At 63.9% G+C, this 21298-nt stretch carries 17 protein-coding genes; 7 read left to right on the top strand and 10 right to left on the bottom strand.

All coding sequences use genetic code 11. From position 1 onward, the window contains the following. Positions 1-55: 55 nt before the first annotated feature. From ACQRD3_RS10150 to ACQRD3_RS10115, 8 genes are all read right to left on the bottom strand, one after another. Positions 56-808, bottom strand: a complete 753-nt coding sequence (locus ACQRD3_RS10150; protein WP_427781327.1) for an exodeoxyribonuclease III — start codon at positions 806-808, stop codon at positions 56-58. A gap of 16 nt (positions 809-824) precedes the next feature. Further along, a complete protein-coding gene (locus ACQRD3_RS10145; protein WP_427781325.1) occupies positions 825-3095 on the bottom strand; it encodes a DNA internalization-related competence protein ComEC/Rec2 in 2271 nt (756 codons plus the stop codon). Then, positions 3088-3306 carry a helix-turn-helix domain-containing protein gene (locus tag ACQRD3_RS10140; protein ID WP_080907842.1) on the bottom strand — a complete coding sequence of 73 codons (219 nt, stop codon included), beginning with the start codon at positions 3304-3306 and terminating at the stop codon, positions 3088-3090. The genes ACQRD3_RS10145 and ACQRD3_RS10140 overlap by 8 nt, the downstream gene beginning before the upstream one ends. Positions 3307-3431: 125 nt before the next feature. After that, positions 3432-3671 (bottom strand): hypothetical protein, encoded by a 240-nt coding sequence (locus ACQRD3_RS10135; RefSeq protein WP_080907778.1) that lies wholly within the window; start codon positions 3669-3671, stop codon positions 3432-3434. A gap of 69 nt (positions 3672-3740) precedes the next feature. Next, a complete protein-coding gene (glpK, locus tag ACQRD3_RS10130; RefSeq protein WP_080907779.1) occupies positions 3741-5237 on the bottom strand; it encodes a glycerol kinase GlpK in 1497 nt (498 codons plus the stop codon). An 8-nt stretch (positions 5238-5245) separates the two neighbouring features. Continuing rightward, positions 5246-6109 carry a 4Fe-4S binding protein gene (locus ACQRD3_RS10125; RefSeq protein WP_427781322.1) on the bottom strand — a complete coding sequence of 288 codons (864 nt, stop codon included), beginning with the start codon at positions 6107-6109 and terminating at the stop codon, positions 5246-5248. Between the two features lie 13 nt (positions 6110-6122). Then, positions 6123-6263, bottom strand: coding sequence for a CD1871A family CXXC motif-containing protein (locus tag ACQRD3_RS10120; protein ID WP_427781320.1), 141 nt, complete (start codon positions 6261-6263; stop codon positions 6123-6125). Next, positions 6260-6802, bottom strand: coding sequence for a TlpA disulfide reductase family protein (locus ACQRD3_RS10115; RefSeq protein WP_080907782.1), 543 nt, complete (start codon positions 6800-6802; stop codon positions 6260-6262). The genes ACQRD3_RS10120 and ACQRD3_RS10115 overlap by 4 nt, the downstream gene beginning before the upstream one ends. 178 nt (positions 6803-6980) lie before the next feature. On the opposite strand from ACQRD3_RS10115, the gene ACQRD3_RS10110 reads away from it, so the two are divergent. The 6 genes from ACQRD3_RS10110 (at position 6981) to nrdR (ending at position 19099) form a co-directional block, all read left to right on the top strand. Next, positions 6981-14114 (top strand): GH36-type glycosyl hydrolase domain-containing protein, encoded by a 7134-nt coding sequence (locus ACQRD3_RS10110; protein WP_427781318.1) that lies wholly within the window; start codon positions 6981-6983, stop codon positions 14112-14114. A gap of 103 nt (positions 14115-14217) precedes the next feature. Beyond that, positions 14218-15498 (top strand): EF-P 5-aminopentanol modification-associated protein YfmF, encoded by a 1281-nt coding sequence (gene yfmF, locus ACQRD3_RS10105; protein WP_427781316.1) that lies wholly within the window; start codon positions 14218-14220, stop codon positions 15496-15498. 2 nt (positions 15499-15500) lie between these two features. Next, positions 15501-16781: an EF-P 5-aminopentanol modification-associated protein YfmH gene (yfmH, locus tag ACQRD3_RS10100; protein ID WP_080907786.1), complete on the top strand. Its 1281-nt coding sequence runs from the start codon at positions 15501-15503 to the stop codon at positions 16779-16781. Continuing rightward, positions 16778-17746: a prolipoprotein diacylglyceryl transferase gene (lgt, locus tag ACQRD3_RS10095; RefSeq protein ID WP_080907787.1), complete on the top strand. Its 969-nt coding sequence runs from the start codon at positions 16778-16780 to the stop codon at positions 17744-17746. The genes yfmH and lgt overlap by 4 nt, the downstream gene beginning before the upstream one ends. Further along, positions 17733-18575, top strand: coding sequence for a bifunctional methylenetetrahydrofolate dehydrogenase/methenyltetrahydrofolate cyclohydrolase FolD (gene folD / locus ACQRD3_RS10090; protein ID WP_427781313.1), 843 nt, complete (start codon positions 17733-17735; stop codon positions 18573-18575). The genes lgt and folD overlap by 14 nt, the downstream gene beginning before the upstream one ends. Before the next feature lie 68 nt (positions 18576-18643). Beyond that, positions 18644-19099: a transcriptional regulator NrdR gene (nrdR, locus tag ACQRD3_RS10085; protein ID WP_427781311.1), complete on the top strand. Its 456-nt coding sequence runs from the start codon at positions 18644-18646 to the stop codon at positions 19097-19099. Positions 19100-19178: 79 nt separating this feature from the next. On the opposite strand, the gene ACQRD3_RS10080 is transcribed toward nrdR, so the two are convergent. After that, positions 19179-19559, bottom strand: coding sequence for a DUF4363 family protein (locus tag ACQRD3_RS10080; RefSeq protein ID WP_427781309.1), 381 nt, complete (start codon positions 19557-19559; stop codon positions 19179-19181). After that, complete coding sequence (locus ACQRD3_RS10075; RefSeq protein ID WP_080907791.1) at positions 19556-20236, bottom strand: DUF421 domain-containing protein; 681 nt, start codon at positions 20234-20236, stop codon at positions 19556-19558. Before ACQRD3_RS10075 ends, ACQRD3_RS10080 begins: the two co-directional genes overlap by 4 nt. Before the next feature lie 132 nt (positions 20237-20368). On the opposite strand from ACQRD3_RS10075, the gene ACQRD3_RS10070 reads away from it, so the two are divergent. Continuing rightward, positions 20369-21202 carry a metallophosphoesterase gene (locus tag ACQRD3_RS10070; RefSeq protein ID WP_427781307.1) on the top strand — a complete coding sequence of 278 codons (834 nt, stop codon included), beginning with the start codon at positions 20369-20371 and terminating at the stop codon, positions 21200-21202. The last annotated feature ends 96 nt before the right edge of the window (positions 21203-21298 follow it).

Here is a 21298-nt window from a genome sequence, read left to right as displayed (position 1 = left end):
GGCACAATGGCTGGAGGCGTTTTGTCATCCTTTTGTCATTTTTCTGAAAAAGTGGTTACAGAAGGAGCAGGGAGACCGGGCAGTGGTCGCTGCCGTCCATGTCGGCATGGATGGAGGCGTCCTCGATGCGTGGGCGGAGCCGGTCGGAGGTGAGGAAATAGTCGATGCGCCACCCGGCGTTGTTTTCTCGGGCGTGGAAACGATAGCTCCACCAGGAATAGGCTCCGGTGAGGTCCGGATGGAGCCAGCGGAAGGTGTCGGTAAAGCCGCTGGCGAGCAGTTGGGAGAACTTCTCCCGCTCCTGGTCGGAGAAGCCGGGATTGCCCCGGTTGGATTTCGGATTTTTCAGGTCGATCTCCTGGTGGGCCACATTGAGGTCGCCGCACACCACCACCGGCTTCTTTTGATCCAGCGTCAGCAGGTAGTCCCGAAAGGCGTCCTCCCACGCCATGCGGTAATCCAGCCGCTTCAGACCGTCCTGGGCGTTGGGGGTATACACCGTCACCAGATAGAAGTCCTCAAATTCCACCGTGATGGAGCGTCCCTCTCCCACGTGGTCCGGGTCATCGATGTCGTAGGAGACCGACAGGGGAGGGACGCGGGTAAAGACGGCGGTGCCGGAGTAGCCCTTCTTTTCCGCCGAGTTCCAGAACTCCTGATACCCGGGCAGATCCAGATCGGCCTGGCCGGGCTGCATCTTGGTCTCCTGCAGACAAAACACATCGGCGTCCAGCGCAGAAAAGTGCTCCAGAAACCCTTTTTTCAGGCAGGCCCGCAGGCCGTTGACGTTCCAGGATACCAGTTTCATGATGAGAGACCTCGTTTCATTTGAATGTAAAGGTGATGCTTCCCATGCCGTCGGTGCGGTAGATGTCACACCCCGCGGCCCCCAGCCGCTCCAGCATCTCCGGGGCTGGGTGGCCGTAGGGGTTGTATCCGGAGGAGATAACCGCCGCTTCCGGGCGTGTGGCCAGCAGCAGCTCCTCCGAGACGGCGTTCTTTGACCCGTGGTGGCCTGCCACCAGAAGCTCAATATCCGGCAGGTGTTTATACTTGACAAGCCGACGCTCCATGACGTCGTTCAGATCGCCCGTGATCAGCACGTCGAAGTCCCCGGCGGTACACAGGGCGGAGAGGCATTCCTCGTTGTCCCCGCCGTCACCCAGGGGGGCGTAGAGGGTCATGGCGGCGTCGCCAAAGGTGAGCGTGGAATCGTCAGAAAGAAATTCCACCTCACAGCCTGACTGCCCGGCCAAGGCGGTGATCTCCTGCCGGAGAGGGTCCTCCGGCTCCACATCGGGGACCAGGAGCAGGGATACCTCCACCCGGGCCAGCAGCTCGGGCACCCCGCAGGCGTGGTCGGCGTGGAAGTGAGTCAGGACCAGCGCGTCCAAGCGGGACAGCCCCAGGGACTGGAGGGCGTCGGCAGCCACATTGCCGGGGTCATCGGCGCCGCTGCCGCCGCAGTCCACCAGCACGGCCCGGCCCCGGGAGAAAAAGAGGGTAGAACTGCCCTGCCCCACATCCAGAGCGGTCACGGTGAGCCGGGCGTTGAGAGCGGGCCAGGCGCTCATCAGCAGGGCGGTGCAGAGGGTAACGATGGACGCCCCGATGGGGAGGGCGGGGCGGATGCGGCGGCGGAAGCGGAGCAGCAGCAGGAGCATGGAGTAGGACAGGACAAACCAGCCCGTCAGATAGACCGTGGTGAGGGAGAGCGCCGCGAAGGGCCGCCGGGAGATGGCTTGGGTCACCCACAGGACCCAGCGGGCGGGCCAGGCAAAGAATTGCCCCAGCAGGGAGGAGAAAGTGGGGAGGATCGAGCCTGCCAGCGCGGTGAACAGACCGCCGAGAAAAGTCTCAGACACCGCCCAGAGGGTGAGCAGATTGGTCAGCGGCCCTGCCAGAGAGACCGAGCGGAAATACCAGGCGGTCAGCGGGGTGGTAAAGAGGAGCGCTCCCAGCGTGGTGGCCAGGGAGCCGAACACAAACGCGCCCGCCGCCCGGAAGAGAGGCCAAAGCCCGCCCTTTTTTGGGGGGAGGAGTTTCATCCACCGGGCGTACAGCGGCCCGGTGACGAGATAGATGCCCGCCACTGCCGCGAAAGAGAGCTGAAGGCCCACATTGGCGGCGGCGTCCGGGCACTGGAGCAGAAGAAGCAGGAGCACGGCGGAGAGGGCGGTGGGCTTGTCCTCCTCCCGATTCAGCAGGGGAGCCAGCAGGAGAAAGCCCTCCAGAAAGGCTGCCCGCAGTACGGAAGGGGTGTTTCCCGCCGCCGCGGCAAAGAAAAAGACCAGGGCCATTCCCACGGCGGCGGAGAGGCGTTTTCGTCTGCCCAGGAGGGTGGTGAGCAGTCCGGCCAGAAAGCCCACATGGAGTCCCGACACCGCCACCACGTGGGCCAGACCCGCTCGCTGGAAGGCGGCGTACAGCCCGTCCGGGAGGCGGCTCTTGTCTCCGGTGACCAGAGCCGTGACAAAACCGGAGACATCCTCCGGGAAGCGGGCGGCAATGGCTGATTTCCAACTTCGGGACGCTTTCTGAGGAAGAAAACGCAGGGGGATGTGTCCCGGGCGGAGGGTCAGGGTGAAGGAATCGGCGGACCCGGTCAGATAGATGCCCCGGGACCGCGCATAGGCGGAGAAGCCGCCCTGCCTGAGCTCGTTGGCGGACCAGCGGACCACGGCCGAGAGCGTATCTCCGGGCCGCAGGTCGGCGGTGCTGACGTCCAAATGGAGGAGTGCTTCGGGGTCTGGAGCACTCGGGAGAGGGACCCGGACAAGCACGGAAACCCCGTAGGTGGCGGTCGTGGGATAGTCGGTTACCGTAAGAGTCACTGCGGAGGCTTCCTGCTCCGCCAGCGCATGGGCGGGGGCCCGGAACAGCAGATGGAAGCCCCCGGTCCAAAGCAGGCCGAAGGCCGCGCCCAGGAGGGCCAGAGCGGCCCGTCGGCGGGGGGTTCCGAGGAACCCCAGGAAGGCCAGGGAGAAAAGAGCGCAAAAAAGGCCCGCCGGAAAAAGCCAGACCTCCGGCAGGAGACAGACCGCGAGAAAAATGGCGGCGGAGCAGGGGACGGCAAACCAGCACAGCTTACGCACGGGGCCTGGAGGGGTTGTCCGTCCGACCCAGCAGATAGTCGGTGCTTGTCCCATAATAGTCTGCCAGCTGCATCAGTGCCCAGACCGGGATTTCCCGGTCTCCTTTTTCATATCGGCGGTATACGGAAGGCTGCATATGCAGCATCGCGGAGATTTCCTTCTGCGTTTTATCGTGGTCGATGCGCATATCGGCCAAACGTCTAAAGTACATCATTCATCACCAAACTAATCCTACTGGGGAATAGTATTGGTTTGAACGATGAGCTTCATTCGGAGCGAAAATGGAAGAAAAAGGCGTGATGTAGGCCGCCCCGAGGGGCGGCGTTTTGGCCTTGATCAGCCCCGGCAGCGACGGCCGCTTCCATTGCCGTTATTGCCGTTGGAGGCAAAGAGGGCCTCGTTGGCGCCGGTCAGCGCGGTCTCGCCGGCGTAGAAGCTGGGGTAGGAGACATAGACCGGGAACCGGGTGATGGGGAACTCCGGAAAGGGGGTGATTTCGTCGTCCTCGTCCCAACAGCATCCGCAGCAGGTATGGCGGCAGCAGCACTCCCGCCAGCCGCAATGATTCATGCACATAAGATGAATCCCTCCGAATGAGATATGGTGGCCTGACAGCCACGCTCTATCTTATGTGACGGGTGCGGTTCAGGTGCCGGACGGCTCCGCCCAGCTCCGGCTGCGCTCCACCGCCCGGTGCCAGTCCCGCAGGAGTGTCCGGCGGCGATCCGCACCCATTTCCGGAGAAAAGACGGCGTTCTGCCGCCAGAGGCTTTTCAATTCCGACTCATCCTTCCATATGCCGACGGCCAGCCCGGCCAGATAGGCCGCACCCAGGGCGGTGGTCTCCCGGATGGCAGGGCGCCGCACCGGGCGGCCCAGCAGGTCGGACTGGAATTGGAGAAGAAAGCCGTCCCGGCTGGCTCCGCCGTCGGCATTGAGGGCGGAGAGGGTCAGGCCGGTGTCCTTCTCCATGGCGGAGACGAGGTCCCAGACCTGATAGGCGATGGATTCCTCTGCCGCCCGGACGATATGCTCCCGCCGGGTGCCCCGGGTGACCCCGAGGAGACAGCCCCGGGCGTACATGTCCCAGTAAGGCGCGCCCAGACCGGTGAAGGCGGGCACCAGATATACCCCGCCGGTGTCCTTGACCCGGCGGGCCATTGGCTCGGCCTCGCTGCTGTCGGAGAGGATGCCCAGCCCGTCTCGCAGCCACTGGATCACCGCCCCGCCGGTGAAGGCGGAGCCCTCAAGGGCGTATTGGGTCCTGCCGCCCCGGCGCATGGCGACTGTGGTGAGCAGGCCGTTTTTGCTCACGCAGGGGGTCTCTCCGGTGTTCATCAGCAGAAAGCAGCCGGTGCCATAGGTGTTTTTTGCCTCACCCGGGGCAAAACAGGTCTGGCCGAAGAGGGCGGCCTGCTGGTCTCCCGCCATCCCCGCGATGGGGATGCGGGCCCCCGCCAGATCGGTCTCCCCGTAAATTTCGCTGCACTCCACCACACGGGGGAGCATGGCTGCCGGAATATCCAGGGCCCGGAGCAGCGTGTCGTCCCAGCACAGGCGGTGGATGTCGTAGAGCATGGTGCGGGAGGCGTTGGTGGCGTCGGTGACGTGGACCCGCCCGCCGGTGAGCTTCCACACAAGCCAGGAGTCCACTGTCCCGAACAGAAGCTCTCCCCGGCGGGCCTTTTCCCGACTGGGGTCGACCTTGTCCAGGATCCAGCTGAGCTTGGTGGCGGAGAAATAGGCGTCTGGGAGAAGCCCGGTGGTCTCCCGGATGTGCCCCTCCAGTCCCTCGGCGCAGAGCAGGTCCACCCGGTCGGCCGTCCGGCGGCACTGCCAGCAGATGGCGTTGTAGGCGGGCAGGCCGGTGGATCGGTCCCAGACCACCGTGGTCTCCCGCTGGTTGGCAAGGCCGATGGCCGCGATATCCCGGGGGTCCACGCCGGACTGGGCGATGACCTCCATCATCACCGCAGACTGGGAGCTCCAGATCTCCATGGGGTCGTGCTCTACCCAGCCCTCCCGGGGGTAGAACTGGGTCAACTCCTTCTGGGCAAGGCCCAGAATGTTCTGCTGTGCGTCAAAGAGGATGGCACGGGAGCTGGTGGTGCCCTGGTCGAGAGTCAGAATGTAATTTCCCATTTTTTGATTCAGCCTTTCGTGGAGACAGTCTTTCCACCCTTGACAAAAGGGGCCTGGATGGCGCCGCAGGGGCAGGCGCGGACGCATTTGCCGCATCGGATGCAGTCTGTGCCATTGGGCTTTTTCCATACCTGGATGTCCAGAGGGCAGGCATCCTGACAAACGCCGCACTGGACGCAGGCCCCGGGATCGACCTTCAGACGGACCAGAGACACCGGATTGCACAGGCCGTAAACGGCCCCCAGAGGGCACAGGTACCGGCAGAAAGGCCGGTAGACCACGAGAGAGAGGAGAATGAGGAGAATGAGCAGGAGGATCTTCCACCGAAAGACCCAGCCGGCGGCATCCCGGAGGGCGGCGCTGGCCAGAGTGAGGGGGATGCCCGCCTCCAGTGTGCCCGCGGGGCAGAGATAGGTACAAAACCAGGGCTTGCCCAGTCCGTAGGCGTCTGTTACAAACATGGGCAGGAGAATGACAAAGCCCACCAAGATGACATAGCGAAGCAGCCGCAGGGCTTTTTCGCCCGGCAGCCGCCTGAGTTTTTTGGGAAAGGGGATCCTGTGCAGCAGATCCTGAAAAAAGCCGAATGGACACAGCCAGCCGCAGACGAACCGGCCGCAGAGGGCTCCTACCGCCAGCAGAAAGCCCACCACATAGAAGGAAAAGCCGTACTCATGACTGGTGAGGACGGCCTGAAGTGAGCCGATGGGGCATGCTCCCAGCGCGCCGGGACAGGAATAACAGTTCAGACCGGGAAGGCACAGACCCTTGGTCCGGCCCTTAAAGATGGTTCCCCTGGCAAAGCCAACGGCATAGCCGTTGGACAATGCCGTGACACAGAGCTGGACAAAGGCCCGGGGATGGGTCTTCATCCACGCTTTCACCCTACCCAAGGCCGATGCACTCCAGGCAGACGTTGGCGGCCTTGGTGAGCACGGTGCCCGGTTCCCCCCGCAGCACGCCGAGGACGAGGAAGAGTACGCCGACCCCCAGCAGGCAGAGGCCGGAAAGAGCCCGGCGCATCATTTCTGCACTTCCTTCAGGCGGGCCTCGATGGTCTTTTGCCAGAAATCCTTGTCCCGGGCCAGCAGAAAGGTGGTGCCCACCTTGTTGCCCTCGCTGTCGATGAAGAAGGTGGTGGGAAAGCCCTGCATGTCGTCCAGAATGGCCTTGGCCAGACTGTCGGAGGGGAGAATGTGGATGTAGTTGGTGGCCCCGGTCTGTTCGATCAGGTCCTTGGCCCGCTGGATCTTCTCATCCTGATGGTCGCCGTCTGTGTAACGAATATCGCCCACGATGCCGAGAATTTGAACCTTGGTTCCGGCGTATTCATCCGCCAGGGAGGCCAAGTCGGTCATTTCCGGCAGGCACTTGGGACAGAAGGTGCCCCAGACGTTCAGCAGGGTCAGGTCGTAGTCGGCGAAAATGGAGGAATCCACTTCTTCCCCATCAATGGTGGTGGCGGTGAAATCAGAGAGCAGTCCGTCGGAGGACTTCCCGCCGCAGCCGGAGAGCAGGGTCAAAACCAGGCCGAAGCTGAGAAGCAGTGCACCAATTCGTTTCATAGTAGGGACCTCCTAAATAATTACGGGTGTGAGAAAACTGTGCTAATCAGGAATGGTTGTCTTTATTATCTATTATTTCCCAATGAAAAGCAATCGAAATTTCAACATCATGACTCTTTTGTATGAAACAGTTGACTGCGGGAAAACTGAGGGAGCGTATGAAAAAGGGGGAGTCCGCATGGATCGGATGGAACTGGGGCGAGAGACGGCGCGGGGATTGCGGCCCACGGGGCACAAAACAGGCCGGGGCGCGGCGAGAGAGATCGTCCGATCCCTGGATGAGGTGGAGCGGGTCCGGGAGCGGATTTCCCGTCAGAACAGGGAGCGGCTGCCGAGGGCGGCGGAATGGCTGCTGGACAACGCTTATCTGGCCCGGAGAGAGGGGCTGGAGAGTGCGGCCGATCTGCGGCGGGGACGGGGGCTGAGAGCGGCGGGGGGTCTTTTGTACATTCAATGCCTTGCCCGCGCCTTTGCCCGGGAGACTCCGGAAGCGGAGCCGGAAGAACTGGCCCGGTTTTTGGCGGGTGTGCAGGCCGTGCAGAGCCTGACCGAGGAAGAGCTGGCCTTGTTCATTCCTGCCCTGAAGGGCGCGCTGTGCCAAAGGCTGGCCGAACGATGTCCGGCACTGGAAGGGGAAACGGAGCCCGAGGGACTGGCGGAGGTGCTGGAGCGGATCTTTACCTGGCTGCGGCTGCTGTCCACCGCCAACCTGGGCCCGCTTCTGGAGGCCTCCAGCCCTGTGGAGGCGGCCCTTCAAAAAGATCCGGCGGGGCTGTATCCCAAGATGGACGACGCCACCAGGGCCCGCTACCGGAACCGGGTCTGTCAGCTGGCCCATCGGGAGGGGAGGGGCGAACGGGAGACGGCGGAAGCGGTGCTGGCGCTGGCCCAGGAGGAAAAGGGGGAGCGGGCGCACATCGGCTGGTTCCTGTTCCGCTGCCCGATGGGAAAGCCGGAGAGACGGCCTACGGGAGCCCTCTATGTTGCGGCAGTTCTGCTTCCGGCGCTGTTTCTGGCCCTGTTCCTGGGCTTTCTTCTGGAGAGCTGGGCGCTCTTTTTCCTCCTGCTTCTGCCTGCCACCGACCTGACCAAAAATCTGGTGGATTTCCTGATGGTACGGCTGGTGCGGCCCAGACCCGTCCTCCGGATGGAGCTCCGGGACGGCCTGCCCCGGGAGGGGCGGACCCTCTGCGTCATTGCCGGACTGCTCACCGGAGAGGACAGCGGCGATCAGTATGCCGCGCTGCTGGAGCGCTATCGCCTGGCCAACCGGGACAGCGGGGAAGAGCTGCGCTTCGGGCTGCTGGCCGACCTGCCGGACCGGGCGGCCCCCATGGCCTCGGCCCAGCGCAGACAGCTCCGCAGGGCCGAACAGGCCATCCGGGCCCTCAACGACAAATACGGGGGCGGGTTCTATCTCTTTTTCCGCACACCCGTGTTCCAAAAGACCGATGAGCGCTATGTGGGCTGGGAGCGGAAGCGGGGGGCCCTCATCGAGCTCAGCCGCCTGCTCCGGGGAAAGCCCGCCGGGCTGCGGGTGCGGGCGGGGGATGCGGAGGCGCTGAACGGCACCCGGTATGTCATCACCCTGGACTCCGATACGGCCCTCAACGTGGGTACGGCCCGGGAGCTGGTGGGAGCCATGCTCCACCCCCTGAACCGTCCGGTGGTAGACCCAAGGCTGCGGGTGGTCACAGAGGGCTACGGCCTGCTCCAGCCCCGGGTGGGGGTGGAGCTGAACGCCGCCAACCGCTCCCAGTTTTCCCGCATCTTTGCCGGACAGGGCGGCGTGGATCCCTACGGCGGGGCGTGCAGCGACGTCTACCACGACCTCTTTGACCGGGGCACCTACACCGGAAAGGGCATTTTCGACGTGGAGGCCTTCGGCCGCTGTCTGGACGGGCGCTTTCCCCAGGAGCGGATCCTCTCCCACGACCTGCTGGAAGGGGCCTACCTCCACGCGGGACTGCTGGGGGACGTGGAGCTGACCGACGGCTACCCCCACAAGGTCAACAGCTACTTTGCCCGCCTCCACCGCTGGGTGCGGGGAGACTGGCAGCTGCTGCCCTGGTTGGGCCGCTGGGTTTACAACGAGGCGGGGGAGAGGGTGGTCAATCCCATTGCCCCCATGGACAAGTGGAAGATCTTCGACAACCTCCGGCGGAGCCTGTCTCCGGCTTTTACCCTTCTGGCCCTGCTGCTGGGGATGTGCCTGTCCGCCCCTGCCTTTGGGACGGCGGCGGTCCTGGCCATCGTCTCGGCTTGGTCCAATCTGCTCCTCACCGGAGCCGATCTGGCCTTCCGGGGCGGGGTGGGCCTGCGTCGGCGATACCACTCTACCATCATTGCCGGCTTTGGAGGCATGATCCTCCAGACGCTGGTGCAGCTTTTGTTTCTCCCCTATCAGGCGTGGGTGTGTGCCTCCGCGGCGGCGGCGGCCCTGTGGCGGAGCTTTGTCAGCCACAGACGGATGCTGGAGTGGGTGACGGCGGCGGACGCCGAGGGGCGGAAGGACGGCGTCTGGGCCAACTTCCGTGCCCAGTGGCCCGCGGTGGCGGCGGGCGCGTTTGCCATGGCGTTCGCCCGTTTCCCGGCGGGGGCGGCGGCCGGGCTGGTGTGGGCCTTTTCCCCCGCCTTTGCCTGGGCCCTCTCCCGGCCGGTACGGGAGAAAACGGCCGCTCCGGAAGAGGATCGGCCCTTTCTGCTCCATCAGGCCGCTCTCATCTGGGGATATTTTCAGGACTGGCTGCGTCCCGAAGATCACTGGCTGCCCCCGGACAACGTCCAGGAAAAGCCCTGGCTGGGCCCCGCACGGCGAACCTCGCCCACGAACATCGGCATGGCTCTGCTGAGCTGCTGCGCAGCCGCCGATCTGGAGCTTACCAGCCGCCGCCGGGCGGCGGAGCTCATCGGGCATGTGCTGGACACCGTGGAGGCCCTCCCCAAATGGAAAGGGCACCTCTACAACTGGTACGACACCTCGGACTGCAGCCCCCTGTGGCCCCGCTATGTCTCCACGGTGGACAGCGGGAACCTGCGGGGATGCCTCATCGCCCTCCGGGAGGCCCTGTATGCCTGGGGGGAGGACGGCCTGGCCCGCCGGGCGGAGCGGCTGTCGAACGCCATGGACCTCAGCCCCCTCTACGACCGGGAGCGCAAGCTCTTCACCATCGGCTTCGACGCGGAGAAGGGGGCGTTCACCCAGGGCTGGTACGACCTGATGGCCAGCGAGGCCCGGCTGTCCAGCTATCTGGGGGTGGCGCTGGGGGAGGTGGACCCCCGCCACTGGCGGCGGCTGGGGCGGATGCTGGTGGAGGACAACGACTACTGCGGTATGGCCTCCTGGACGGGGACCATGTTTGAGTATTTCATGCCCAATCTGCTGCTGCCCTGTGAGCAGGGCAGCCTGATGTATGAGTCTCTGGCCTTTTGTATCTACGCCCAGAAGCGTCGGGGGGCCAAAACCGGCGCGCCCTGGGGGATCTCCGAGTCCGGCTTTTTTGCCTTTGACCCCGGTATGGCCTACCAGTACAAGGCCCACGGCGTGCAGGCGCTGGGGCTGAAGCGGGGGCTGGATCGGGAGCTTGTGGTGGCGCCTTACGCCTCCTTTTTGGCCCTCCTTCTGGCTCCGGGCAGTGCCGGACGCAACCTGCGCCGCCTCCGGGATATGGGGCTTGAGGGAACGTACGGCCTCTATGAGGCCGCCGACTTCACCCAGGGCCGCGTCCGGGAGGGGGAGAAGTGGACGGCGGTGCGCTCCTTCATGTCCCACCATCTGGGCATGAGCCTCATCGCTATCGACAACGCCTTGCAGGGAAATATCATGCAGGAGCGGTTCATGCGGGACTGCTCCATGGCCGCGTACCGGGAGCTTTTGCAGGAGAAGGTGCCGGTGGGCGCACCGGTGATGAAGCCAAGCCGCACCGTTCAGCCCGATCGGGCACGCCCCGTGCGGCAGAGTGAGTTCCACCGGGACGGGGAGCTGCGGGAGGAGGGGATGCCGGTCTGTCATCTCCTGTCCAATGGCCTGGTCTCCGCCCTGTGTACCGGGGACGGCTCTGTGCGGCTGACCGACGAGCGGGGGGAGAGCCCGATTCTGACGACTCTGCGGGAGCGTTTTTCCCCGGCAGGGGTGTCCTTTTTCTTCCGGGACGGGTCAGGGCGGCTCTGCCCGCTGACCGCAGCACCCCTCTGGCGGGAGGGGCGGTTTTCCTGGAGCTTTGACGGCTCCGACGCCGGCTGGAGCACGCAGGACGGTGCGTGTACGGCAAAGGTCTCTCTGTCTCTCCCGAAGGAGGAGCGGGGAGCCCTGTGGACAGTGAGTCTGGACGGGAGCGGCGGCGGAGAGCTGATCTGTTATCTGGAGCCGATGCTGGCCCGTTCCGCCGACTATCTGGCCCACCCGGCCTACTCCAAGCTGTCACTGGAGAGCGCCCCGCTGGAGCGCGGGGTTCAATTTGTCCGGCGGCCCCGGGAGGGAAGCCGCCGGGCGGCGCTGGCCGTGGTGTGGGACCGGGAGGAGGCGTCCTGGGACACCAGCCGGGAGCGGGCGCTGGGGCGGGGGGGACTCCGGCGGCTGGAGCAGGCGCTGGAATCCCCGGCGGGATCCACGGCAGGGGCGGTGCTGGATCCCTGCCTGCTGGCCCGGTTCCCGGTGGAGGAAGAACACTTCCGCCTGCGAGTGGCTCTGGGCTTTGAGGACGGTCCTCAGCGGGCTGAACAGACCGCCCGGGAGATGCTGCGCAGCGCAGGGGAGGGAATCGGGCGGCTGCCTGGTCTGCTCCGGGCGCTGCAAATGACTACGGAAGAGGGAAAGAGGGCCATGGAACTGCTGTCGTCACTGGTCTTTGCCCGCCGCCCGGGCGGTGAGTTTCCTCAGTCCGATCTCTGGGTGCATGGCATTTCGGGGGATCTGCCCATTGTCCTGGCGTCCCCGGAGCCGGAGGGGGAGGCTCTCTCTCCCTTCCCGCTGAAGGCCCACGCATTGCTGGCCCGCTGCGGCTTTTCCTTCGATCTCGTCTATCCTCTGGCCGATGGGGGAGACTACCGCCGTCCGGTTCGGGGAGCGGTGCTGGAGCTGGTGAAAAACCTTGGGATGGAGCCTGAGCTGGGACGCCGGGGCGGGATCTGCCTTACCGACGTGGGCCCCCAGGGAGAGGGAGAAGGCGCTTTGGCGGCATGGGCGGCGGTCCGTCTGAACGGAGCGGGACGCTGGCGCTCTCCCGAGGCGCTGCCGCCGGTCCGTCCGCAGCTTCCGCCCTGCCGCATCCAGCCGGGGCAGCCACGGGGATGGTATCTGCCGGAGGGAGAATATGCCTTACGGCTGGAGGGGACCCTGCCGCCTCTGGGCTGGAGCCATCTGCTGGTGAATCCGGCCTTCGGCTGGCTCACCGACGAGACGGGCTGCGGCCACCTCTGGCAGGGCAACGCCCGGGAGAGCCCCATCACCCCCTGGAACAACGATCCGCTGGCCATCGGCGGCCCGGAGTGGTTTTTCCTCACCTGGGGGGAGGAGACCCACAGCCTGTTTGCCGACGGCGACGGCCTCCCCGTGACGGTGACCTACGGCTTTGGCTGGGCCCGGTGGGAGAAGGAGTGGCCGGGCGGTGTCGTCCGGACCACAGCGCTGGTGCCCTGGGAAGAGCCCCGGCGGCTTCTGCTGGTGGAACTGCCCGATGGGGCCGGAGAGATCCGTCATATCAGCAAGGGGAAAGCGGATCAGCCTTACAGCTTTGCGGGGAGCATCCTGTTCTCCAGCGGCACGGAGGGGACCCGTCGGGCCGCGCCGGGGGAGTGGGAAAGCCGGTTCCGGGACACGGCGGCGCGCTGGCGGCGGATCGTCTGCCCCCTGACGGTGGAGACGCCGGACGCCGCCCTGAACCACTACCTGAACGGCTGGTGCCTCTATCAGGTGGTGGCCTGCCGGCTGCTGGCCCGCACCTCCCGCTATCAGAACGGCGGGGCGTTCGGGTTCCGGGATCAGCTCCAGGACGCTCTGGCCCTGCTGCCGGTGGACCCATCCTGGTGCCGGGCCCAGATCCTGCGCTGCTGCGCCCACCAGTTTCAGGAGGGAGACGTACAGCACTGGTGGCATGAGGTGAGGGAGGAGAAGAACCGCGGCGTCCGCACCCGCATCTCCGACGACCTGCTGTGGCTCCCCCATGCCTTGGCTCGGTACTGCGAGAGCTGGAACGACTGGACCATCTTGACTGAAAAGGTAAATTACCTGTCAGGTGAGCCCCTGAAAGAAGGAGAAGCGGAGCGCTATTTTATCCCCTCGACCGCCTCGGAGGCGGAGAGCGTCTACGACCATGCTGTGCGGGCGCTGAACTGTGCCCTGGATCGGGAGGCGGGCAGCCACGGCCTGATGAAGATGGGCTCGGGCGACTGGAATGACGGCATGAACCGCGTGGGAGTTGGCGGACAGGGAGAAAGTGTATGGCTTACCTGGTTTACAGCCATTACGCTGCAATCTTTTGCCCCTGTCGCGGAGCGGATGAGCGATCCGGAGTCGGCCGAACGGTTCCGCAGCGCGGCCGGCCGGCTGAAGCAGGCGGCGGAAAACGCCTGGGACGGGGCGTGGTATCTCCGGGGCTGGTATGACGACGGTACCCCTTTGGGCAGCGGCGGCGCTCCGGAATGTCAGATCGACTCCATCGCCCAGAGCTGGGCGGCGCTGACCCCCGGCGTGGACCGGACACGAGCGGGGATCGCCCTGCGGTCGGCGCTGGACCGTCTTTTTGACCGGGAGCTGGGGGTGGTTCGACTCTTCACCCCTGCGTTTTCCAGTGGAGAGACCGACCCGGGCTATATCCGGGGGTATGTTCCCGGCGTCCGGGAAAACGGCGGGCAGTATACCCACGCCGCCGTCTGGCTGGCGCTGGCCTGCTATGAGCTGGGCTGGAATGAGGAGGGGTGGGAGCTGCTCCGGGCACTCCTGCCGGAGACCCATCCGACGGAGGTCTACCGGGCCGAGCCCTATGTGCTGGCCGGGGATGTCTACACCAACCCCGATCACCCGGGCCGCGGCGGCTGGAGCTGGTATACCGGCGCTGCGGGCTGGTATTATCAAACCGCGATAAACGGCCTGTTTGGAATCACCGTAAAGGATCAATGCCTTTCAATTTCCCCAAAGCTGCCCACCGGTTGGCCCGGCTGTTCCGCCCGCTGGGCGGGGAAGGGCTGGACGCTGTTTCTCACAGTCCGCCGGGGTGGGGACCACGCCCTGCTGCTGGACGGGGAGCCTGTGTCTGCGGTCCGGCTGGAGGGATTGGAGGGGGAGCACCGGCTGGACGTTACGGTATCCGAATGATCCAAATGGAAAGGACCCCCAAATTTTTCCCGAAAAGGGTGCCCAAGCGAGGGAAAATGTTGTATAATAGCCTTCGTCTAATCATAGAAAGGAAGGTGGCTCCATGAGCGCTGTCACCCGGACGCAGCTGTTACCGGGCGTGTTTCTCACGTCGGTCCACACCAAAAAATTCAAATCCTCGGTCCTGTCCATGACTCTGCTGGCTCCGCTGGCAGAGGGAGACGCGGCCGCCAATGCCCTGATCCCCTACCTACTGCGGCGGGGGAGCGAACGCCATCCCGACCTTCAAGCCCTCTCCGCCGCCCTGGACCAGCTCTATGGAGGCTCCATCGAGCCCATGGTCCGCAAAAAGGGCGAGGCACAGTGCGTAGGCTTTACCGGGAGTTTTTTGGATGACGCCTATACCCTGGACGGCAGCGGCGTGCTGGACGAGGCCGCCGGGCTGATGGGGGAGCTGCTGCTTCGGCCCTACACCCGGGACGGGGCTTTCAGCCCCGACTATACCCGTCAGGAGAAGGCCAACCTCATTGACCGCATCCGCGCGGAAGTCAATGAAAAGCGCAGCTACGCCGCCAACCGCGTGGTGGAGGCGATGTGCGCCTCGGAGCCCTACGGGGTGAACCGCCTGGGCCGGGAGGCCGACGTGGAGGCCCTCACGCCCCAGTCCCTCTGGGAGCGCTATCAGCAGCTTTTGGCCCACGCCCGGCTGGAACTCTACTACTGCGGCTCCGCCGAGCTGAACCGGGTGTGCTTCATCCTGCAGAAGGCACTGGCGGGGCTCCCCCGGGAGGGGGGCTACACGCTCCCGGCATGCACCGTGATCCCCGCCGCCCAGACGCCCCGGCGGGTAGAGGAGACCATGGATGTGGCCCAAGGCAAGCTGACCATGGGCTTCCGCACCGGCGGCATCACTGCCGCCTCACCCGAATATCCGGCGCTGATGCTCTGCAACGCGCTCTTCGGCGGCACCACGACCTCCAAGCTCTTTCTCAATGTGCGGGAGAAGCTCTCTCTCTGCTACTATGCCAGCTCCATGCTCCACAAGTACAAAGGGCTGATGGTGGTCTCCTCCGGTGTGGAATTTGCCAACGTGGGAAAGGCGGAAGCAGAGATCAAGGCCCAGCTGGAGGCCTGCCGCAAGGGGCAGTTTGAGACTTGGGAGGTGGAGGGCGCCAGGCGGTACACCGTCAGTTCCCTCCTCACGCTGCCGGACAGCCAGGGCCGGCAGGAGGACTATTGGCTGGGACAGGCGGTGGCCGGTCTCACCGAGGGCCCGGAGGAGGTCGCCCGGGCGCTGGAGCAGGTCACGGCGGAGCAGGCGGTGGCCGCGGCCAAGAGCCTGAGCCTGGACACGGTCTATTTTCTCAAGGGAACGGAGGCGTGAGCATGGAAGAAAAACAGTATACGAGAGTGGGGGAGAAGCTCTTCCACACCGTGCTGGACAACGGCCTGCACGTCTATGTGGACCCCAAGCCGGGCTTTCAGAAGAGCTACGCCTTTTTTGCCACCAACTACGGCGGCATGGACATGCGCTTCCGGCTGGACGGGCGGTGGCTGGACACCCCCGCGGGCGTAGCCCACTTTCTGGAGCACAAGACCTTTGACACGGAGGACGGGAACGCCCTCCAGGATCTGGCGGCCAACGGGGCATCCCCCAACGCCTTCACGTCTACGGCACTGACGGGCTACTACTTTGAGAGCACGGAGAAGTTTGAGGAGAATCTCAAGATTCTGCTCTCCTTTGTCTCCATCCCTTATTACACCCAGGAGAGCGTGGACAAGGAGCAGGGCATCATCGGACAGGAGATCCGCATGGGGGACGACGAGCCGGACACCCAGGTCTTTTACGGAATGTTGGAGGGCCTTTACGCCCACAGCCCTATTCAGGTGAACATCGCCGGAACGGTGGAGTCCATCGCTCAGATCACCGCAGACACCCTGAACCTCTGTCACCGGGCCTTCTATGACCCGGGAAACATGGTGCTCTGTGTGGCGGGAGACGTGGATCCTGTCCGGGTGGCCGCCATCGCCGAGGAGGTCCTGCCCAAAGCGGGCCATCCGCCGGTGGAGCGGGACTACGGCGAGGCCGAGGGAACTCAGGCGGCCAAGCCCCGCTGGGAGAAGGAGATGGCGGTCTCCACCCCCATTTTCCAGCTGGGGTTCAAGGACACTCCCCCGAAAAAGGGAGAGGACTGGCTCCGCTGGGAGCTCATCGGCAACCTGGCCTGTGAGGCCCTGCTGGGCACCTCCACGCCTCTGTATGCCAAGCTCTATAACGAGGGACTGGTGAATGAGGGCTTTGCCTACGGCTGCGAAGCCTATCCCGGAGCGGCTTTCCTCTGCGCGGGCGGCGAGAGCCGGGACCCAGAGGCGGTCCGGGCCGCCGTGCTGGCCGAGGCTGAACGTATCCGGAACCAGGGAGTGGACGACGCTCTCTTCCAGCGGCTGAAAAAGGCGGCTTACGGTAATCTGGTGCGGGGGCTCAACTCCTTTGAGAACATCTGCGTCAACCAGGCCATGTCCCACTTTGCCGGGTTTGCGTATCTCTCTTTCCCCGAGGTCTTTGACCGCATCACCAAAGCGGACGTGGAAGAATGTCTCTGCCGGGCTGTGACGGAGAAACGGACCACGCTGGCAGTCATCCGTCCGAAGGGAGGCGCCCAATGAACACGGTCTCCTTTCCCGGGATCGGCTTTGCAGTCAATGTAAAGCCGATCGCCTTTCATATTTTCGGCTGGCCCATCCACTGGTACGGCATCATCATCGCCCTGGGGTTCCTGCTGGCTGTCTTTTATTGCAGCCGCAAGGCGGCGGACTACGGCATTATTCCCGACGATGTCATTGACCTGCTCATCTGGGCGGTGCCGCTGTGTATCATCGGAGCCCGGCTCTACTATGTGATTTTTTACCTCGATCTCTACCGAAGGGCTGACGGTTCACTGGATTTTCCGGCCATGATCCGCATCTGGGACGGCGGCCTGGCCATTTACGGCGGGATCCTGATGGCCATCTTGGTACTGCTGGTCTTCTGCAAGGTGAAGAAGATCTCCTTCCTGGCCTTTGCGGACCTGGGCTCCCTTGGAATGCTCATCGGCCAGCTGGTGGGCCGGTGGGGAAACTTCGTCAATGTGGAGGCTTACGGCGGCCCCACCGATCTGCCGTGGCGCATGGGGATCTACGACCTTGTCAATGGGACCTATCAGTATATGGAGGTCCACCCCACCTTCCTCTATGAGTCCCTTTGGAATCTGCTGGGCTTTCTGCTGCTGGCCTTCGTGGTGGCCCGCCGCCGGAAATTCGACGGGCAGATCTTTCTGAGCTATATGGCCTGGTACGGCCTGGGCCGGGCCTGGATCGAGGGCCTGCGGACCGACAGCCTGTACTTCTTCTCCACCGGCCTGCGGGTGTCTCAGGTGCTGGCCATCGTCTTTTTCCTTGCGGCGGCGGCAGTCCTGGCCGTCCAGCTGCGGCGGAAGCACAGTCCGGAGGACCTCTGGGTGAACCGGCAGAAGGTGGCGCGGACGGCGGCGCTCGAGGCGTCCGATCCCGCCGCCGGGACCGGGGAAGCTGACGGAGGCGTAAAGGCGGAAGAAAACAAGACGAAAGGGGAGGACAGCGATGATCCTGCTTGACGGCAAGGCTTTGGCGGCCAAGGTGAAGGAGGAGGTTTGCGCACAGGCGGCCCTTCTGCCCCGAAAGCCCGGCCTGGCGGTGATCCTGGTGGGAAACGATCCGGCCTCCCGGGTGTACGTCACCAGTAAACGCAAGGACTGCGAAGCCTGCGGCATTTACAGCGAGGAATACGCTCTGCTGGAGAGCACCACCCAGGAGGAGCTTCTGGAGCTGGTGGCGGAGCTGAACGGCAGGCCGGATCTCGACGGGATTCTGGTACAGCTCCCCCTGCCCCGCCATTTGGACGAGTCGGCAGTGCTGGAGGCCATCGCCCCGGAGAAGGACGTGGACGGGTTCCACCCGGTCAGTGCCGGAAACCTGCTCATCGGCCGCCCGGGCTTTCTGCCCTGTACCCCGGCGGGGGTGATGGCGATGCTGGACGAGTACGGGATCGACCCTGCCGGAAAGCGGGCGGTGGTGGTGGGTCGCTCCAACATCGTGGGCAAGCCCATGGCCCTGCTTTTGCTGCGCCGGGACGCCACAGTCACCCTCTGTCACTCCAAGACCCCGGAATTGGGGGAACTCTGCCGTCAGGCGGATATCCTGGTCAGCGCCGCGGGCCGTCGGGGCCTTATCACCGGCGATATGGTGAAGGAGGGGGCAGCGGTGGTGGACGTGGCCATGAATCGGGACGAGGCAGGGAAGCTCTGCGGCGATGTGGTATTTGCCGAAGCGGCGGCGCGGGCGGCCTGGATCACACCGGTTCCGGGGGGCGTGGGTCCCATGACCCGGGCCATGCTGATGAAAAACACCCTTTTGGCGGCACAAAACCGGCAAAAAGCCCACTGAGACTCTTTTAAAAAGAGACAAACCATGGTAGAATCAGGTATCATAAAGATACATAGGAGCGTGCGCATATGAAATGTCCTTATTGCGGCCATTTGGACAGTAAAGTCGTGGACTCCCGCCCGGCAGAGGACGGCACCAGCATTCGCCGCCGCCGGGAGTGTTTGGAGTGCCACAAGCGGTTCACTACCTTTGAGATCATGGAGTCCCTCCCGGTGATGGTCGTCAAGAAGGACGGCAGCCGGCAGAGCTTCGACCGCAGTAAGGTCCTGGGCGGGATGCTCCGGGCCTGTGAGAAGCGGCCGGTCTCCTTCAGTACGCTGGAGAAGATCGCCGAGGAGATCGAGCAGACCCTGCAAAACGAGATGGATCGGGAGGTCCCCTCCGCTAAGATCGGAGAGATGGTGATGGACCGGCTGAAGGGTGTGGACGAAGTAGCCTATGTCCGCTTTGCCTCGGTCTATCGCCAGTTCAAGGACATCAGCACCTTTATGTCGGAGCTCAACAAGCTGCTGCAGGAGAAGTAACTGTCGGCGGGGATTGGAAAGAACGAAGTCAAAGAAGCACGGGAAGCGGCTGGTTCCCGTGCTTCTTTGCGCAGACAGGTCATAAAATGTTTTTGATATTCAGCTGTTCCGCCTCGGCCAGCAGTTCCAGCTCTGTGATGAGGCAGGCGTTGGCGGCGGAGTATTCCCCGGACTCCCGGCACTGGATAAATTCCGCCACCTGGCGGAAACCGGTGTGGATCTGATCGGTCTCCCCGTGTCGGAGCATGACATGGAGGTAGGCGTCCCGCTCCTGCCAGCGGTGATTGGCCAGCTGGGTGCTCTCCTCCGCGGCAGCCCACTCGCCCTGCTCTGCCTGGATCTCGGCCTGTTCCAGAAGCCCGGTGATCTCTCCAATCAAATGGTTGACATAAAAGCTGTGACACAGCGTGCCGGTGAGGATGATCAGAAGAAGGCAGACGGCGATCCACACTCGTTTCATTTCTCTTCCTCCCTGGGGGCAAAGTAGATCCGGCCCAGCTCATCCACTGTCAGCAGATAGACTTCCTTGGGATCTTTGACTTTGTGGGCTTTGAGCTGTTTGTTGAGCCAGTTGCGGTCATAGCCCCGCAGTTTCAGGTTGTGCTCCAGCACCCGGCCGTCATTGATGAGGACTGCCGGGAGGCCAGGTTCCTCAGGTGCCACCTTCAGATCCTTGGCCGTGGGGGGCTTTTGGTCGGCAAAGGGGAGGACGGAGATCTGCCCGTTGGTTTCCAAAATGGCGTATTTGACCGTGGCAATGTCGGTGATTCCCTTCATTCTCAGCTCTTCCATCAGTTCGTCAACTGTAAAGCGGTTTTTGGCCATTTCCAGTTGGTGGAGCGTTCCGTTTTCCACGATAATGGAGGGCCTCCCGCAGATGAGAGCCCGGAATTTGATGCTCTTCATGGAGATGACAGAGATGATCATGGTGAGGGAGAGCAGGGTGAGGATGGGGATGATGCCCGCCAGAAGAGGAATGCCGAAGTCCTGCATGGGTACGGCGGCCAGGTCTGCGATGATGAGGGCGAGCACCAGCTCAGAGGGCTCCAGCTCTCCCACCTGACGCTTTCCCATGAGGCGGATTCCGGCAATGATGAGCAGATAGAGGATGATGGTACGGACGAAGGCAATGATCATATCGCGACCTCCCCAGCGTGTTCTTCCGTTCAGTATGGCCGGTTTCCGCGGAAGTATGAGCGTAAAACGTCAGGAAATTTTAAAACGCTGCGGGCGGGCGCATGGTAATATGGGAAAAAAGGAGGGCTGCCTGTGGCGGGGAAAAAGAAAAAGTGGGCCTGGATTGCGGCGGCGGCGCTTTTGATCGGAGTGGTTGGAAAGGGGCTGGATCACCGCCCGGTGGTCCGCCGGTATGAGGTAAAGAGCGAAAAGCTTACCCAGCGGGTTCGTCTGGTGTTTTTGTCCGATCTCCATTCCTGCGATTATGGGACCGGCCAGTCCGAACTGTTGGAGCTGGTGGAGGCCCAAGGCCCCGACTTGGTGCTGCTGGGGGGCGACTGGGTGGATGACGAATGGGACCGCCTCTCGCCGGAGCGGGCCTATACAGCGGCCCAGGCGCTGGCCGAGCGGTGGCCGACCTATTATGTGACAGGCAACCATGAGATCTGGTCCGGGCAGGCGCAGCAGATCAAAGTGGAGCTGGCGGCTCTGGGCGTCACTGTGCTGTCCGGGGAGAGCACAGTGGCCGAGGCGCAGGGCCAGCGGCTCCAGATCTGCGGGCTGGACGATCCGGACGCGGGGGAGAATGTCTGGCGGAGAGAACTGGAAACTCTGAGGCGGGGGAGGGAAGAGGCGGCGTTTACCATCCTGCTGACCCACCGGCCCGAGCGGGCGGAGGAGTACGGCGGTTTTGATCTGACGCTCTCCGGCCATGCCCACGGAGGGCAGTGGCGGATCCCGGCCCTGGTCAACGGCCTGCTGGCGCCGGATCAGGGGTTTTTCCCCGCTTATGCCGGAGGCGTTTACCCGGTGGATGGGGGAGGAACACTGCTCGTCGGCCGCGGCCTGGCCCGGGAGAGCACCCGGGTGCCCCGGTTTTACAATCCGCCGGAGGTGGTCGTGGCGGAGCTGGTCCCGGCGCTTTGACAAGAAGGGAAAATACGGCGCCGGGCCCCTTTGTCCAAAACCACAGTTTTTCGGTGGTGAGGGAAATCCATCCATTTTTATATTGTCAACCGCCTG

Source organism: Candidatus Pseudoscillospira sp. SGI.172 (genome assembly GCF_050313575.1).
GTDB lineage: Bacteria > Bacillota > Clostridia > Oscillospirales > Oscillospiraceae > Vermiculatibacterium.
This window is presented reverse-complemented; position numbering and strand designations above follow the sequence as displayed.

Excerpts from the sequence above, each read along its gene's own strand:
- nrdR (WP_427781311.1), top strand. The coding sequence starts at position 18,644 with ATGAAATGTCCTTATTGCGGCCATTTGGACAGTAAAGTCGTGGACTCC.
- glpK (WP_080907779.1), bottom strand. The coding sequence starts at position 5,237 with ATGGGAAATTACATTCTGACTCTCGACCAGGGCACCACCAGCTCCCGT.
- ACQRD3_RS10135 (WP_080907778.1), bottom strand. The coding sequence starts at position 3,671 with ATGTGCATGAATCATTGCGGCTGGCGGGAGTGCTGCTGCCGCCATACC.
- ACQRD3_RS10110 (WP_427781318.1), top strand. The coding sequence starts at position 6,981 with ATGGATCGGATGGAACTGGGGCGAGAGACGGCGCGGGGATTGCGGCCC.
- ACQRD3_RS10115 (WP_080907782.1), bottom strand. The coding sequence starts at position 6,802 with ATGAAACGAATTGGTGCACTGCTTCTCAGCTTCGGCCTGGTTTTGACC.
- ACQRD3_RS10140 (WP_080907842.1), bottom strand. The coding sequence starts at position 3,306 with ATGTACTTTAGACGTTTGGCCGATATGCGCATCGACCACGATAAAACG.
- ACQRD3_RS10150 (WP_427781327.1), bottom strand. The coding sequence starts at position 808 with ATGAAACTGGTATCCTGGAACGTCAACGGCCTGCGGGCCTGCCTGAAA.
- ACQRD3_RS10125 (WP_427781322.1), bottom strand. The coding sequence starts at position 6,109 with ATGAAGACCCATCCCCGGGCCTTTGTCCAGCTCTGTGTCACGGCATTG.
- folD (WP_427781313.1), top strand. The coding sequence starts at position 17,733 with ATGATCCTGCTTGACGGCAAGGCTTTGGCGGCCAAGGTGAAGGAGGAG.
- yfmF (WP_427781316.1), top strand. The coding sequence starts at position 14,218 with ATGAGCGCTGTCACCCGGACGCAGCTGTTACCGGGCGTGTTTCTCACG.
- ACQRD3_RS10075 (WP_080907791.1), bottom strand. The coding sequence starts at position 20,236 with ATGATCATTGCCTTCGTCCGTACCATCATCCTCTATCTGCTCATCATT.
- ACQRD3_RS10080 (WP_427781309.1), bottom strand. The coding sequence starts at position 19,559 with ATGAAACGAGTGTGGATCGCCGTCTGCCTTCTTCTGATCATCCTCACC.
- ACQRD3_RS10120 (WP_427781320.1), bottom strand. The coding sequence starts at position 6,263 with ATGATGCGCCGGGCTCTTTCCGGCCTCTGCCTGCTGGGGGTCGGCGTA.
- lgt (WP_080907787.1), top strand. The coding sequence starts at position 16,778 with ATGAACACGGTCTCCTTTCCCGGGATCGGCTTTGCAGTCAATGTAAAG.
- yfmH (WP_080907786.1), top strand. The coding sequence starts at position 15,501 with ATGGAAGAAAAACAGTATACGAGAGTGGGGGAGAAGCTCTTCCACACC.